The 14,685-nt window shown below is 64.5% G+C and carries 15 protein-coding genes; 12 read left to right on the top strand and 3 right to left on the bottom strand.

Translation table 11 applies throughout. From position 1 onward, the window contains the following. The first annotated feature begins 92 nt into the window (after positions 1-92). The 7 genes from AC1DF4_RS09645 to AC1DF4_RS09615 all read left to right on the top strand — a co-directional run bounded on the left by AC1DF4_RS09645 (position 93) and on the right by AC1DF4_RS09615 (position 6,142). Positions 93-752, top strand: coding sequence for a dihydrofolate reductase family protein (locus AC1DF4_RS09645; RefSeq protein ID WP_476912687.1), 660 nt, complete (start codon positions 93-95; stop codon positions 750-752). Between the two features lie 150 nt (positions 753-902). Beyond that, the gene (locus AC1DF4_RS09640) at positions 903-1,778 is read left to right on the top strand and encodes an aminoglycoside phosphotransferase family protein (protein ID WP_476912686.1); all 876 of its coding nucleotides are present in this window, start codon (positions 903-905) and stop codon (positions 1,776-1,778) included. Between the two features lie 184 nt (positions 1,779-1,962). Beyond that, positions 1,963-2,823, top strand: a complete 861-nt coding sequence (locus tag AC1DF4_RS09635) for a phosphatidylinositol-specific phospholipase C/glycerophosphodiester phosphodiesterase family protein (RefSeq protein ID WP_476912685.1) — start codon at positions 1,963-1,965, stop codon at positions 2,821-2,823. Positions 2,824-2,869: 46 nt separating this feature from the next. Continuing rightward, positions 2,870-3,922 carry a hypothetical protein gene (locus AC1DF4_RS09630; RefSeq protein WP_476912684.1) on the top strand — a complete coding sequence of 351 codons (1,053 nt, stop codon included), beginning with the start codon at positions 2,870-2,872 and terminating at the stop codon, positions 3,920-3,922. A 271-nt stretch (positions 3,923-4,193) separates the two neighbouring features. Further along, positions 4,194-4,982, top strand: a complete 789-nt coding sequence (locus tag AC1DF4_RS09625) for an enoyl-CoA hydratase/isomerase family protein (RefSeq protein WP_476912683.1) — start codon at positions 4,194-4,196, stop codon at positions 4,980-4,982. Between the two features lie 16 nt (positions 4,983-4,998). After that, positions 4,999-5,727 (top strand): 3-oxoacyl-ACP reductase FabG, encoded by a 729-nt coding sequence (fabG, locus tag AC1DF4_RS09620; RefSeq protein WP_476912682.1) that lies wholly within the window; start codon positions 4,999-5,001, stop codon positions 5,725-5,727. Next, the gene (locus AC1DF4_RS09615) at positions 5,720-6,142 is read left to right on the top strand and encodes an acyl-CoA thioesterase (RefSeq protein ID WP_476912681.1); all 423 of its coding nucleotides are present in this window, start codon (positions 5,720-5,722) and stop codon (positions 6,140-6,142) included. Before fabG ends, AC1DF4_RS09615 begins: the two co-directional genes overlap by 8 nt. Here AC1DF4_RS09615 and AC1DF4_RS09610 read toward each other — a convergent pair. The 3 genes from AC1DF4_RS09610 to AC1DF4_RS09600 are packed head-to-tail and all read right to left on the bottom strand — an operon-like array spanning position 6,128 to position 8,663. Further along, entirely contained in the window at positions 6,128-6,901 is a 774-nt protein-coding gene (locus tag AC1DF4_RS09610) for an SDR family oxidoreductase (RefSeq protein ID WP_476912680.1), read from the bottom strand. The two genes, AC1DF4_RS09615 and AC1DF4_RS09610, sit on opposite strands and share 15 nt — an antisense overlap. 8 nt (positions 6,902-6,909) lie before the next feature. After that, a complete protein-coding gene (locus AC1DF4_RS09605; RefSeq protein WP_476912679.1) occupies positions 6,910-7,707 on the bottom strand; it encodes a CoA-transferase subunit beta in 798 nt (265 codons plus the stop codon). After that, positions 7,704-8,663: a CoA transferase subunit A gene (locus tag AC1DF4_RS09600; protein WP_476912678.1), complete on the bottom strand. Its 960-nt coding sequence runs from the start codon at positions 8,661-8,663 to the stop codon at positions 7,704-7,706. Before AC1DF4_RS09600 ends, AC1DF4_RS09605 begins: the two co-directional genes overlap by 4 nt. 96 nt (positions 8,664-8,759) lie before the next feature. On the opposite strand from AC1DF4_RS09600, the gene AC1DF4_RS09595 reads away from it, so the two are divergent. From AC1DF4_RS09595 to AC1DF4_RS09575, 5 genes are all read left to right on the top strand, one after another. Then, on the top strand, positions 8,760-9,662 hold the full coding sequence (locus AC1DF4_RS09595) for a LysR family transcriptional regulator (RefSeq protein ID WP_476912677.1): 903 nt from the start codon (positions 8,760-8,762) through the stop codon (positions 9,660-9,662). A gap of 139 nt (positions 9,663-9,801) precedes the next feature. After that, a complete protein-coding gene (locus tag AC1DF4_RS09590; protein ID WP_476912676.1) occupies positions 9,802-11,199 on the top strand; it encodes an MFS transporter in 1,398 nt (465 codons plus the stop codon). Positions 11,200-11,404: 205 nt separating this feature from the next. Further along, a complete protein-coding gene (locus AC1DF4_RS09585) occupies positions 11,405-11,971 on the top strand; it encodes a helix-turn-helix domain-containing protein (RefSeq protein ID WP_476912675.1) in 567 nt (188 codons plus the stop codon). 42 nt (positions 11,972-12,013) lie between these two features. Then, positions 12,014-13,507 (top strand): peptide MFS transporter, encoded by a 1,494-nt coding sequence (locus tag AC1DF4_RS09580; protein WP_476912674.1) that lies wholly within the window; start codon positions 12,014-12,016, stop codon positions 13,505-13,507. Beyond that, positions 13,504-14,640 (top strand): FAD-dependent oxidoreductase, encoded by a 1,137-nt coding sequence (locus tag AC1DF4_RS09575; RefSeq protein WP_476912673.1) that lies wholly within the window; start codon positions 13,504-13,506, stop codon positions 14,638-14,640. The genes AC1DF4_RS09580 and AC1DF4_RS09575 overlap by 4 nt, the downstream gene beginning before the upstream one ends. Positions 14,641-14,685 lie beyond the last annotated feature (45 nt).

Raw genomic sequence — 14,685 nt, 5'->3', positions numbered from 1 at the left:
GCACGGCGGCTTGATGCTCCCATCGTCGGTCTTGAGCCGTTGGGTTCGATCACCATAAGGTGATGCGAACAACAAGCACTCCAGGAGATGACATGTCCCTCGTCCGCGTGCATAACTTCTCGGTCTCCCTCGACGGCTTCGGCACTGGCGAGGGCCAGCAACTCGACGCTCCATTCGGTCACGCAGGCTCACGGCTTATGGAGTGGGCTTTCGAGACGCGCACCTTCCGCGAGATGGGTATCCACGGGGAATCAGAGGGGTCCCTCGGCGTCGACGAGGCTTTCGCCAGTGCGTGGGGGCCCGGAATCGGCGTGGAGATCATGGGGCGCAACAAGTTCGGTCCTCAACGCGGTCCCTGGGAGGACGAGGAATGGAAGGGATGGTGGGGCGATAATCCTGTCTTCCACACCCCTGTCGTTGTTCTGACACACAATCCCCGGCCGGTCCTCGAGATGGATGGCGGAACAACCTTCCATTTCGTTGACGCCGACCCCGTCTCCGCGCTCAAGCAGGCCCGCGCCCTGGCCGGCGACCACGACGTCCGGATCGGTGGCGGCGTCAGCACGATTCGGCAGTTCCTCGAGGCCGATCTGATCGACCACATGCACATCGTCCTCGTGCCAATCGTCTTGGGCCGGGGCGAACGGCTCTGGGATGGACTGGAAGGACTCGAACAACGTTTTGACATCGAAGCGACCCCGTCTCCATCCGGAGTTGTCCATCTGATCTTCACTCGTCGCGCGGGCCGGTAAGCCTGGCCGGTAGGCCGGCCAGGTGGCGATCGCCCGTGAACGTCGTCGTTCAGCGCCCCCTCCGTTCTGGAGCCTTGAACGATGTTCGGACAAGGTAAAGGATCGGACCGCATTGCGGCACTAAGGAAGGCGGGTTTCTGAATGGCGGTAATGCCACCAGCCACGCTGGAAGTGGACGACGCCGTCGTCCACTTCCTCGTCCGGGACCAGCGGCCCGATCTCGCCGACCGCTCTCTGGTCCGGGTCACGAATGGCTGGGACAATGCGACGTTCCGGCTCGGCGACGACCTGGCCGTCCGGCTGCCGCGCAGGGCGGAGGCAGTGCCGCTGATACTGCATGAGCAGCGCTACCTTCCCGGCATAGCCCGCCGCTCCCCGGTGGCGGTTCCTGTCCCCGTCCATGCCGGCCGGCCGACGCCGGACTTTCCCTGGCCGTGGAGCATCGTGCGGTGGGTCCCCGGGGCCGCCGCGGCCGACGTCGGCCCCGCAGACCGCGGGCCGGCCTCCGAAGGTCTGGCGGGTTTCCTCCGTTCCCTGCACGTGCCCGCCGACACCGGCGTCCCGGTGAATCCGTTCCGCGGCGTGCCGCTGCTGGAGCGTGATACTGCGATGGTGGAACGGCTCGGGGACCGCGAACGCTACCCGCAGGCGGCAGCGCTGAGCGCGGTGTGGGCGCAGACCCGTGCCGCCAAAGCCTGGGACGGTCCGCCGATGATGCTCCACGGGGACCTCCACCCCGGCAACATCCTGCTGGCGGACGACGGCTCGCTGGCCGGCGTCATCGATTTCGGCGATGTCGGGGCAGGGGACCCGGCCGTCGATCTTGCGGTGGGATGGCTGATGTTCGACGCCGGCGCCCGCCAGCACTTTATGGGCGCCTTTGGCCCCGCAGTGGACGGCGACACCTGGCTGCGGGCCCGGGGCTGGGCCCTCATCCTGTCCACCGCCCTGCTGAGCAACTCCGACGACAACCCGCGGATGTTCGCCGTGGGGGAGTTCGGAATCCGGCAGATCCTGGAAGGCTGACCCAGGGAAACTCTGGCAGGGCCCTCGCCAGCCCCACGACGCCAATGATCCTTCCCAGTTCACCCACCAGCCACCAACACGCCCTCCGGCGTTCTCCCGCGACCAGCAGTCTTTTCACGCACCCTTTTGCCCGGCACGTCCCCATGTGCCGGGCGGAGAATCCCCTGTATCTAAGGAGTACTCCTTGTTCGTGAAAAGCACTCTTGCCGCCGTCGTCGTCCTTGCGTCCCTGGCCGGGACAGCAGCAGCAGCCCCTGCCCCGGCGGAGGCGGCCAAGCCGGCTCCCGTCGTCGTCGGCCAGCCGCTCGCCCAGGCGCATGCGCACAACGACTATGAGCATGACCGTCCCCTGTTCGATGCGCTGGAGCATGGTTTCACCAGCGTGGAAGCGGACGTGTGGCTGGTGGACGGCGAGCTGCTGGTTGCCCACGACCTGGCGGATGCCCAGCCGGGCGTTACGCTCGAGAGCCTCTACCTCGATCCGCTCCAGGACCTGGTCCGCGGCCAGGGCAACAGCGTCTTCCCGAAGTGGGATGGCAGCCTCCAGCTTCTGATCGACATCAAGAGCGACGGCGAATCCACCTACGCCGCAATCGAGCAGGAACTGGCCGAGCACCGCGACATCATGAGCCGCTACAGCCACGGCGACACCAAGACCGGCCCGGTCACCGCGGTCATCAGCGGAAACCGCCCGCTCGCCACCATGCAGGCACAGGAGAAGCGCTTCAGCTTCTACGACGGCCGCTCCGCAGACCTCACCTCCGGAAAACCTGCCGGCCTGATGCCGCTGGTCAGCGACAACTGGACCAAGCTCTTCGCCTGGCAGGGCGTGGGCCCCATGCCGGAGGCCGAGCGCGCCAGACTGCGCGACTACGTGGCCGAGGCGCACGCCTCTGGCTACCGCGTCCGCTTCTGGGCCACCCCGGACATGCCCGGCACCGCACGCGACGCCATCTGGAACGAACTCTTCGACGCCGGCGTGGACCACATCAACACCGACGACCTCGCCGCACTGCAGCAATTCCTGACCGCCCGCGGGGCCTAAGCCGCACACGTCGAGCCCTACTCCCGCAAAGCAGAGGAACACCGCCATGCCTTCATTGACCATCAAAACGACGACGGCGGCAGCCGTCCTGGCGCTCGGCCTCCTTGCGTCCCAGCCCGCCACTGCCGCCGACAAAACTGCCGACAACACCCCCGACAGCGGGGCATTCACGTTCGGCGTGATCGGCGACATCCCCTACGGCGAGGCCGAAATCGCGAAGTTCCCCGCCCGCATTCAGGACATCAACGCCGACAGCGCGCTGAAGTTCGTCACCCATGTGGGCGACATCAAGAACGGCTCCTCGGTCTGCTCGGACGAGTACTTCCAGAACATCCGCGCGCAGTTCGACACCTTCGAGCACCCGCTGGTCTTCACCCCGGGCGACAACGAATGGGTGGACTGCCACCGCACCAACAACGGCGCGTACAACCCGCTGGAACGGCTCGACAAGCTGCGGGAGGTCTTCTTCGACGAGCCCGGCAAGACCCTGGGCGCCACCATGCCGGTCAAGACCCAGGCGGACCTCGGGCTGCCGGAAAACGTCCGCTTCACCCAGAACCGGGTGGCGTTCTCCGTGCTGAATATCCAGGGCAGCAACAACTCGCTGCAGCCGTGGACCGGCCTGGGCGAAACCACGGCCAAGCCCGAGCAGTTGGCCGAAGTGGAGCACCGGACGGACGCCGTCCTGGCCCAGATCCGCACCACCTTCGCCGACGCCGAACGCCGCAACGACCGTGCGGTTGTCCTGATGACCCAGGCCGACATGTTCGACCCGTCCCTGCTCGCCGCCGCGGCCGCCAGCCCGGACACGATGTCCGGCTTCCGCGAAATCGTGCAGGCCATCGTCGAGGAAACCAACAGCTTCGACGCCCCGGTTTACCTCATCAACGGTGACAGCCACGTCTTCGCCGAGAACCGGCCGCTCGCGGAGGGCTCACCCTGGCTGGACATTTACGGCCAGCCCGCCGCCGATGACCTGCAGCGCATCACCGTGGACGGATCCGCCAACGCCACCAACTACGTCCGGTTCACCGTCGCCGGCAACAGTGCCGACGGCACGGACGTGCTGGCCTGGGAAAAGGTCCCCTTCAGCCGGTAGGCGCCAGTCGGAAGAGGGCGACGGCGGGACGTCCCGCCGTCGCCCGCTTGGCACTTCGATAACCGAGCCACGGCTCAACGAGCGTCAGGATTGTGTCCCGACGGACGCCGTCGAATTTCACTGGAGCAAGGCGGTCGGCACAACCCCGCCGCGGACTATTCATTGGAACGCCGACTCAATGCGATTGCGAATCAGTATTGGATCTTTCCAATGAGCGCTGGGAACCTTGTGAGGGGCACACGCGAAAGACTGACGAGGGGGGACGGGCCGGTTGCTGATCAAAACCGCCGAGGACGCCGGCGTCCTGACACTGGTCCTCAATGACCCTGCCCGTCGGAACGCCATGGGCGATGAGATGCGCGGTCAACTCATCGCCGCCCTGGGCCGCGCCGGCTCTGACAGCTCCGTCCGCGCCCTTGTGCTCAGCGGCACCGGCGGGACGTTCTGCTCCGGGGGTGACCTGGCGGCCATGCCACCGGAGAACATGGCTGCAGCCCGGGACCGTCTGGCGCACGTCGCCACCCTGGTGAACATGCTGCGCGGACTCACGATGCCCACCGTCGCCGTCATTGAAGGTGCTGCCGCAGGCTTGGGGGCCAGCATTGCCTTGTGCTGCGACTACATCTACATGGCGGACGACGCCCGGCTTATGTTCCCTTTCTCCAGGCTGGGGCTGCTGCCTGACGGCGGCATCTTGCACAGCCTCGCAGCACGGGTCGGCGTCGCCAGGGCCAGGCAGCTGCTGCTAGAGGGCCGGAACGTTGGAGCGGAAGAAAGCCTGCTCCTCGGACTGGCTGACTACACCTACCCAAAGGGGCAGCTCGCAGCGGAAGCCGCGGCCAAGGCGGGCCAGCTCGCCACCTTGGCACCTCTCGCCGTCGGGGGCATCAAGAAGTCCTTGGCAGATGGCTTGCCTTCCTGGGAAGACGCGTTGGCCGCCGAGGCCAGCGACCAGCCGGGGTGCTACTTTTCCAGCGATTTCGCCGAAGGCAAGCGGGCCTTCGCCGAGCGCAGCCTCCCCGTCTTTACGGGATCACCAGCAGATTCTCACCAAACCTAGGAGCGCACCTTTGCTAATGCAGGACACAACAAGTGTGATCACCGGAGGAGCGCGGGGCATCGGCCTCGCAACAGCCCGGGCGCTCGCTGCCCAGGGGAGCAACATCGTTCTCGCCGACCTGGATCCCGCGGCGCTGGAACGGGCAGCTGAGACACTGGGCGACGGCGTTGTGACAGTCGTCTGCGACGTGACTTCCGCGGAGGGCATGAACGCAGCGGTGAATGCCGCCGTCGAAAGTTTCGGGTCCCTGGACGTTATGGTCAACAATGCCGGCTTCACCCGGGACGCCACCATGCGCAAGATGACCGAAACGGACTTCGACGACGTGGTCTCCGTCCACCTGAAGGGCGCCTGGCTGGGTACCCGCGCGGCCGCTGACGTTATGCGCAGGCTGGGAACGGCAGGCTCCATCATCAACGTGTCCTCCATCTCGGGCAAGGTCGGCATGGCGGGTCAAACGAATTACAGCGCCGCGAAGGCAGGAATCGTCGGACTGACGAAGGCTGCCGCCAAGGAACTCGGGTTCGCCGGCATCCGGGTCAATGCAATCCAGCCGGGCATCATCCGGACAGAGATGGTGGAATCACTGCGGGCGGATGTGCTCGAAAAGAAACTCTCCGAGATCCCGCTGTCCCGGTTCGGCGAGCCGGCGGAAGTAGCCAGTGTGGTGCTGTTCCTGGCCAGCGGCATGTCCAGTTACATGACCGGAACAGTCCTGGAAATCACAGGCGGCCGGCATGCATAAGCACTTCGAAATGATCATGCCGCTCCGCTGGTCCGACCAGGATCTCAACGGCCACATCAACAACGCCCGCATCGTCACGCTGATGGAGGAGGCACGCGTCACGTGGTTGAACTCGACGGCGGCGTCCGAAGGGCTGGAAACATTCCGGTGCCCGAAGGTGGTGGCCTCACTCAACGTGGAGTACCTGAAGCCCGTCAGCTACGAGGATCAGCTCCTGCTGGCGCTCGACATCACCAGGGTGGGCAACGGGTCCTTCACCGTCCGCCACACGGGGACCCAAGTAGGCAGCGTGGTCTTCGTGGGCACCACGGTGGTGGTCCCGCTGAGCCGTGAATCGGACCGACCCCGGAAGCTCACCGCTGCTGAATCCGCCTACCTCTCGCGGTACGCCGCGACGGCGTCAGTGGCCGGTTAGGCGCCTGCCGCCGTCGACGAGTAGTTCCGTGCCGGTGATGTAGCCCCCGATGTCGCTGAGGAGAAACGCGCAGGCATCGGCTATTTCCTCTTTCCGTGCCAGTCGTCCCAGCGGAATGTTCGCCCGGTGCGCCTCCGTCTCGGCCTCGGTTCCGTACAGGACCCCGGCGCCGCCGGTCCCCTCGGTCAGCCCGGGCGTGAGCACGTTGAGACGGATCCCGTGAGGCGCCCAGGCCGCGGCCAGCGACTTCGTCATGGCCAGCACCCCCGCTTTGGCGCTGGCTGAGTGGACGGTGTCGGGGTTTCCCAGCACGGCCGCGGAGGTGCCTATATTCACTACCGACAGCGGCAGTGAGGAGCCGATGGCCCGTCGGCCCACAGCCTGGGTGAGGTGCCAGGTGCCGTTGAGGACAATGTCGACGACGGCGTTCCAGCCATTCGGGGTGAGGTCCAGCGGGTTCACGCGGAAGTTGCCTGCGGCATTGTTCACGAGCAGGCCTACGGGACCGGAATCCGCTTCGATGGCTTCGAGGGCGTCCTGCACGGCTGCTTCGTTCCGGACGTCCGCCCGGTAGCCCCTGACGTCCAGACCCTTGTCCGCCAGGGCGGTCGCTGCCGTCTTCAGTTTCAGCTCATCGCGTCCGATGATTGCTGTCCTGGCGCCCAGGGATGCGAGTCGTTCCGCAATCGCCAGGCCGATGCCGGAGGAGCCTCCGGTGACAAGCGCGGTGCGGCCACTGAACATGGTGGTGCTAAACATCGCCCCCGTCACCGCAGGTACACCCGGCCCGGATCGATCTCGTCCCGCAAAAGCCGGAGCTCCGCCTCGGTGGGCGGCGGTGTCACAGTAAGGTCGTCCAGCACCCTGAGCGGCCATCCGGTCTGCTCACGGACCTGCTCCACGGTCACGCCTTCATGGATGCTGGCCAGGCACAATTCACCAGCAGCGTCCGAGGTGAAGACACCGAGTTCGCTGATGACGGTGGTGACTCCGGTTCCCCTTGTGGGCACCTTGGGATCAGCCCGGCGCGCCGCTACCGGCGACGGGCTGGTACAGAAGTCCAGTTCCCGGACGAAGGAGGTCGTGTTGTGCCGGCGCATCACAACGAAGACCTCCTGGGAGTTCGCCATGACCTCTGCGGCGCCACCGGACCCGGGAAGGCGGACTGTGGGCGAGCCCCACGCGCCGATGACGCTGGTGTTCAGGCTGCCATCTCTGTCGATCTGCGCTGCACCAAGGAATCCGACGTCGATCCAGCCGCCCTGCAGCACGTATCCGAACAGCACGGGCATGGTCAGGATGGCTTCGGCGCCGGTGGCCAGTGAAGCGTCCGCGATGGTTTCAGGAAGTTTTGGGGGGTGCGCGCCGCAGACACCCGATTCGTACACCTGTTCAATATCGGGAGACGTGGACTTCTGTGCCAGCGCGACTGCCAGGGTTGGCAGGCCGATGCCGGCAAAGACCCGCCGTTTGCCCTGCAGGTAACGGCAGCTGACGACCGCGAGGAGCTCGCTGACGGTGTACGCCGGTGCCGGAGCGGTGGCTGGTTCGATGACGCTGGTCATAGGACGCTCCCATAGTTGACGGGGGTGGACAGGCGAGGGGCCGGTGTCAGCCGGTCGAAGAACCCGTCGCCAAGCTTGTCGAGGTAGCCGTCGTGGCCGCCCGTGTCGTGGACCCATTCCTGGATCCAGCTTTGGAGTCGCTGCGGGTCTTTGCTGATGGCTGACCACGACCGGTAGAAGTCGTTGTCGCGGTCGTAGTGGCCCTGGGCGAAGGAAGGGTGCGCCCCGTACTTGCACTCCACCACCGCGTCGACGACGAACCCGGGGATGAGGGTCCTGTTGGGGTCTGAGCGGATGACGTCGTCGTCCACAATCTCCTCAACCAGGACGATGGTGTGCTTGGAAGCGAAGGCAACCTCCTGCTGCGGTCCCAGAATTCCCCAGCTCTGGACGTTGCCATGCCGGTCCGCCCGCTGGGCGTGGATCACGGCGACGTCGGGATTCAGGGCGGGCACAACGTAGGTCTCCACATCCTCGTCATACGGGGACTCCACCTTCCGCAGCTGGGGATTGATGCCCACCAGATCGCTGCCGGCATAGGACCTGACGGGCATGAACGGAATGCCCGCGGCGCCCGCCTGGTACCGTGCAAGAAGGCCGTAGTGGCTGTACTCCTCCAGTTCGAGACCCCCCGTGCCGCCGGCCTCAACCGCTCGGCGAACCGCATAGAGTGACCCAACGGAACTGTTACCGGCGAAGGCGAAGACCAATTTGTCAACGCAGCCGGCGGCAACCATTTGGTCGGCGATGATGTCCGGCGTCATTCGAACGAGTGTCAGGCCCTTCAGGCGCTGCCGGATGATTTCGTGGCCTGCGGCGAATGGGATGAGATGGGTAAATCCCTCCAGCGCTACGACGTCGCCGTGAGACACGAAAGTGCTCACTGCGTCCTTGAGGGAGAACAATTTTTCGGCCAAGGGGAAATGCCTTCCGGATATTTCGGCGGGTCCCCTCATGGTGGCAGTCTGCATATATAAGGTCCAATAGATAAATTACACTTCTGTGATAACGAAAACGTCTTGATCGGAGAGTCCGCAGTGGAACTGAGACATTTGGCAGGCTTTATTGCTACGGCCGAAGAGCTGCATTTCGGACGGGCGGCTGCGCGGCTGCACGTGGCGCAGCCAGCCTTGAGCCAGCAGATCCGGCTCCTTGAAAAGGAGCTGGGCGTGGAACTGTTCCACCGGAACACCCGGTCCGTCACGCTCTCCGATGGTGGGAAAGCGCTGCTCGGACCCGCCCGGCAGGTGATGGCCGACGTCGACATCGCCCGCCGGGCGGCGGTTCTGGGAAATTCGGAGATTGTCGGGAGGGTGGTGGTGGGCTTCGCCGGGGCGAGCAGCCGGAACGTGCTACCCCTGCTGGCCCGTGCCGTCCGGGCGGAACAGCCCGGCATAGAACTGGTGCTCCAGGGGCAGACGTACGCCGGCAAGGCCATTGCCGAGGTGGCGGCAGGGTCGCTGGACATTGGTTTTTCACGCCTTCCGGCCAATCACCAGAGCGTCTCAACCCGGATTTACGAGTACGAGCGCCTGGTGGCCGCCCTGCCCTCTGACCACCCGCTGGCGTGCAAGGAAACGATTCGCGTTGCCGACCTGGCGAGCGAGGCGTTTGTCACCTTCCCGGGCACCCAGGGCTCCACGGTGCGGGACGCGTTGATTCACGCGGCAATGGGGGCCGGCTTCACCCCGCGGATCATGCAGGAGGCGCCGGATTCGTACACCATCCTGAGCCTGGTTGCCGCCGGCGTCGGGGTGACCCTCACGGTATCGTCCGTGCAGCACATCGATACTCCGGGGCTGGTGTACCGGGAGCTGGAGGATGACCTCCCCCAGTTGGCCGTTGTCCTCGCGTGGAGGAAGGAAAACGTATCTGCCGCGACGAGGGCTGTGCTGGAGATTGCCGAACGACTCCTGCCGACACCGGCCCTGCAGGCGGTGAATTTCAACGGCTGAAACCCCCTATTAGTAACAATTCCAACTCGCTGTAGGTCTGATTATTTATTGGACGCTATGAGTTTTGACTGTCAGGGTAAGGGAGGAAATTCACCGTGTGCTGAGTCACAGGGTGCCACGACCAGACAATGGAGTTGTTGTGAGCGGATTGCAAGAGACGGTGGCGGGCGCGGCCCAATACCGCCAAAAGATGGCCCGGAAAGCAGGCCTCGCGTCGTTTGCCGGCACCACGGTCGAGTGGTACGACTTCTACGCCTACGGGACGGCCTCGGCTCTTGTCTTCGGAAAAATCTTCTTCCCGGCTGAGGATCAAGCCGTCGGAACGCTCGCTGCCTTTGCGACATTCTGGGTCGGCTTCCTCGCCAGGCCTCTCGGCGGAGTAATTTTCGGCCACATCGGCGACAAGCTGGGCCGCAAGAAAGCGCTGGTCACCACCCTGCTGATGATGGGCATCTGCACCACCGCCGTCGGGCTCCTGCCCACGTACGCCCAGGTCGGCGGCTGGGCAGCGGTGATCCTGGTGGTACTCCGGCTTGTCCAGGGCATTGCCATGGGTGGCGAATGGGGTGGCGCAGTCGTGCTTGCCGCAGAACACGCGCCCAAAGGCAAAGGCATCATCTACGGCGCGTTCGCCCAGCAGGGTTCGCCGATGGGCAACCTGCTTTCGACGCTGGTCTGGCTGGCCGTCGCGCAGCTTCCGGACGAGGATTTCCTGACCTGGGGCTGGCGGATTCCATTCCTCCTCTCCGCCGTGTTGGTGGGCATCGGGCTGTTTATCCGGTTGAGCATCGAGGAATCCCCGGCAATGCGGGCGCTTATGGAGACCAAAACGGTTGCCAAGGCGCCGCTGCGCGAAGTGCTCCGCAACTCCAAGGGCATCGTGGCGCTTGGAATCGGTGCGTGCGTCATCGCCGTCTCGGCTACTTACTTCAAGGGCACCTTCGCCCTGGCATGGGCCGTGGAAGAAGGACTGTTCACGCGGCAAAACTTCTTGTCCATTGTGACGATTTCCCTGGTGGTGCAGTTCCTGGTGCAGCCCTTCGGCGCAGTGCTCGCCTCCAAGCTGACGCTGCGCAAAGCAGTGCTGCTGATGCTGCTCCCGGAGCTCCTGGTCCTTCCCATGATGTTCACAATGATCGGGACGGGGGACTACATGCTCGCTGTCATCGGGATGGCCCTGGCCACCATTCCCCATTCCATGTATTACGCCGCCCTGGCAGGCATCCTTGCCAAGTCGTTCCCGCCCAACATCCGCTACACGGGCATTTCGCTCAGCTACCAGCTCAGCTCGACGATCTTCGCCGGCACGGCGCCGATGATGGGGCAGTACCTGTTCAATGTCACCGGCTCCATCATGGCCGTCATCGTCTTGGCCGTAGTGCACGTGGTGATCACCATCGTGTCGGTACTCGGGCTGCTTGCCCGGTCACGCGACCTGGGATCTGATTACGGAAGCGCAGACAGCTTCAGCACCCAAGACGAAGCTGTCGCCCCTGCCGCAGCAGAAGCGCGCCAAAGCCTCAGCCTCAAGGGCTAGCTGCCTGGCAGTTCCAGAAGCAAGTCAACGGACGACGGCGGGAAGTCCCGCCGTCGTCCTTTGCGTGCTGGCAGGTGCCAACAGGGCCGCCGCCGACAATGGCGCAACCTGCAACATGGTTCGAGGCGCGGCTCCAGCTCAATAAAAATTGCAGTTACTTCAAAAAATTGAGATCTGGGTCATATAAAGATGTAATGTAGGCCACATGGATGAAGCTCTTCCCGGAACTACCGCAGGTGACCGCCTTCGCAAGCGCCGCCGTGCCCTCCAGCTGACCCTTCAACAGGTGGCTGAGGAAGCTGGCATCACCACTGGGTACCTGTCCCAGCTCGAGCGCGGCGTCGTCAGCGGAGCCGTTGGCACACTGCAGCGGGTCTGCGCCGCCCTGAAGCTTGACGTCGGAGACCTCTTCCAGGGCCGGGCCGATCCTGCCGGACCAGTGCTGCGTTTCGCGGATGCCGGGCGCATCCACTTTGGGAATAGCGCTTCCAAGGTCAAGCTCACACCTCCCCACTTCGACCACTTGGAAGTCCTCCTGGGCGAGTTCGAGCCGGGTGGCGACACCGGCAACGAGCCGTACACCCATGGCAAATCAGAGGAGCTGCTCCTCGTGCTCGAGGGCCGCGTGCAGGTCACCGTCGATGGCACGACCCGCGAGCTGGGGCCCTACGACTCCATCCACTACAGCAGCGATCAGGCTCACCGCATCGTCGAGGCCACAGGCACCCACAGCGCCAGGGTGCTGTGGACGATGTCTCCGCCTACCTACTGACGTACGCCCCCGCGGAGCGAACGTCCCTTTGAGAGGAAACCTATGTCAACGTTGACCCAGCCCGCCGCCCCGCCCGGCAACCAGAACCAGAGCAGCGTAGGAGTCGGAGGCATGGCCTTCACCGAGCTCTGGGAACGCTTCTCCTTTTACGGCCTGCAGAGCATTTTGGCCTTTTACCTCCTCTATGAGCTCGACAAAGGCGGTCTCGCCCTGCCTGCCGCCGCGGCCGCCGGCATCACCGGCGCCTACGGCGGGGCCGTGTACCTGTCCCAGCTGCTTGGCGCGTGGGTCGGGGAGCGACTCGTCAGCCCGAAGAAGCTTGTTCTTTGGGGCGGGCTCGTCATTGCCGCAGGCCACATTTGCTTGGCGTTCATCCCCGGTTTTGTGGGCCTCGGCGTGGGCCTTGTCTTTATCATCTTTGGCACCGGCGCCCTGAAGACCAACATCACCTCGATCGTCGGTTTCATCCTCCAGGAGGAGAGCTCGGCCAAGAAGGATGCCGGGTTCTCGTACTTCTACATGGCCATCAACTCGGGCGCCGTCCTGGGCCCGCTGGTGACAGGTTTCGCCCAGAACCAGTGGGGCTTCCACCTCGGGTTCGGACTGGCTGCGGTCGGCATGCTCGTCGCCGTGGGCCAGTACATCTACTCCCAGCGGTTCCTCCCCGAGCGTGCCGCCCAGGTCACGAATCCACTGCCGATGGACAAGCTGCGCAAAGCAGTGACCATCGGTCTGGTCGCCGTCGCCGCGGTGGTTCTGGCCGCCACGACGGGATTGCTGAGGCCGGAACGCCTGGCGAGCATTGTCACCGTCCTCACGCTGGTTGCGGCGGCCGTCTACTTCTGCGTGATTCTCCGGGCGCGTACCGTGGACTCCTTCGAGAAGAAACGCGTGGCTTCGTTCATCCCCCTCTTTCTGGCCTCCGGCTTGTATTTCGGCTTTCTCTTCGCCAAGTTCACCTCTATATCCCTGCTCATCAAGGACCGCGTCGACCTCAGCATCGGAGACTGGAGTTTTCCCGTTGGCTGGATCACCATGCTGTCCTCCCTCTCCGGCGTGCTGACTCTCCCGCTGGCCGCCGCCATCTGGAAGAAAATGGGTCGGCGTCAGCCGAAGGCCGGCACAAAATTCTCTATCGGCCTCGTGCAGATCGGGATCGCCTTCCTCTACCTGCTGGTCATCTCGAACTTGTTCGCCGATGAAACCATCCCCTTCGGCTTCTTGATCGCGTTCATGTTCATCATGGGATCCTCAGAGGTCTTCATCGGACCCATCGGGCTCTCCCTGGCCACCCAGATTGCCCCCAAGGCGTTTACGGCACAGATGGTCGCCATCAACTTCCTCACGCTCGCCCTCGGCTCCTCGCTCTCTGGCCTGCTGGGGCAGTACTTCACAGTCGTTTCCAACAACACCTTCTTCCTCACCGTCGCCCTCATCGCGATCGTGGCCGGACTGGCGCTCTTCACCGCGCGTAGGCCCATCCACCGCGGCTTGTACGTTGGCCTGGACGACCGGGCACAACGGAGTCTCGTATGACCACGCCACGCATCGCCGTCATCGGCACCGGAACCATCGGCTCGCAGACCCTGTGGCAGCTCTCCAAGCTCGACTGCGAAGCCACCGGCTACGAACTTTTCAGCCCCGGCCACTCCCGCGGCGCAGGCGGCGGGGAATCGCGGCTCTTCCGTCACATCGAGATCGAGGACCTGCAATACCAGCCAGTCGTAGAAAGGGCCGATGAGCTCTGGAAGGACCTTGAGGCGGCCACGGGTCAGAAGCTGCGGGACATCTCCGGGGCGCTGACGTTCAGTGCCGAAAGTGCCCCGGCCACCCGCATCGCCCTGCAGTCTGCAGAGCTTCTGGGCGACCGGGTTGAGGTCATGACCGCGGCCGAGGCTAGATCACGGTTCCCGATGTACGAGACCGACCCGGACGAGATCGTGATCCTCGACAAAGGCGCCGGAACGATCTTCCCCGAGAAGACAATCCGCACGGCCGCGGCTGCAGCCAAAGCAAACGGTGCCACGATCCACACCGAAGCTCGCGTGACAGACATTTCCCAGGAAGGCGACAAAGTCGCGGTCACAGCTGACGGACACACGGAGCGCTACGACCGTGTCATCGTGGCCGCCGGCGCCTGGACCGCGACACTGTTGCCTGACATGGCTCCATATCTGGCCACCCGTCGAGTGCTCTCGACTTGGTTCCTGCCCCGTAGCGGCGAGAGCCTGGCGGGGATGCTGCCGTACATCCGAACCGAACCGAACTACTCCTACGGGCTGCCGACCGCCGACGGCCTGGCAATGAAGCTTGGTCTCGGGTTCGCCAACCACCTACCCGTCGACTCTCCGGACACCGCCCGTCTGAATGTCACCGAACAAGACCTCCAGGCAGTCCGCGACCTCGTCCGGCGCTTCCTGCCGCACCTGGAGACCTATCCGATGCGCATGGCCCCGTACTTCGAGGCCTACACGCACAACCGCCATGAGTATGTCGACCAACATCCCGGCATGCCCGGCGTGCTCGTCCTGGCCGGCTTCTCCGGCAAGGGTTTTAAGACCTCACCGGTGATCGGGGAGATCGCAGCCCGCGAAGTCCTCGGCCTCGAACAGAGCACCGACGCCAGATTCCTGCTGGATGGCCAGCGAGTCAGCGCGCAAGACCTGTAGGAGACCTGGAGCCCGGGTTTTTGCCAATAGATGCGCGGCAACTCG

Source organism: Arthrobacter sp. 05N429, from assembly GCF_056397045.1.
This window is presented reverse-complemented; position numbering and strand designations above follow the sequence as displayed.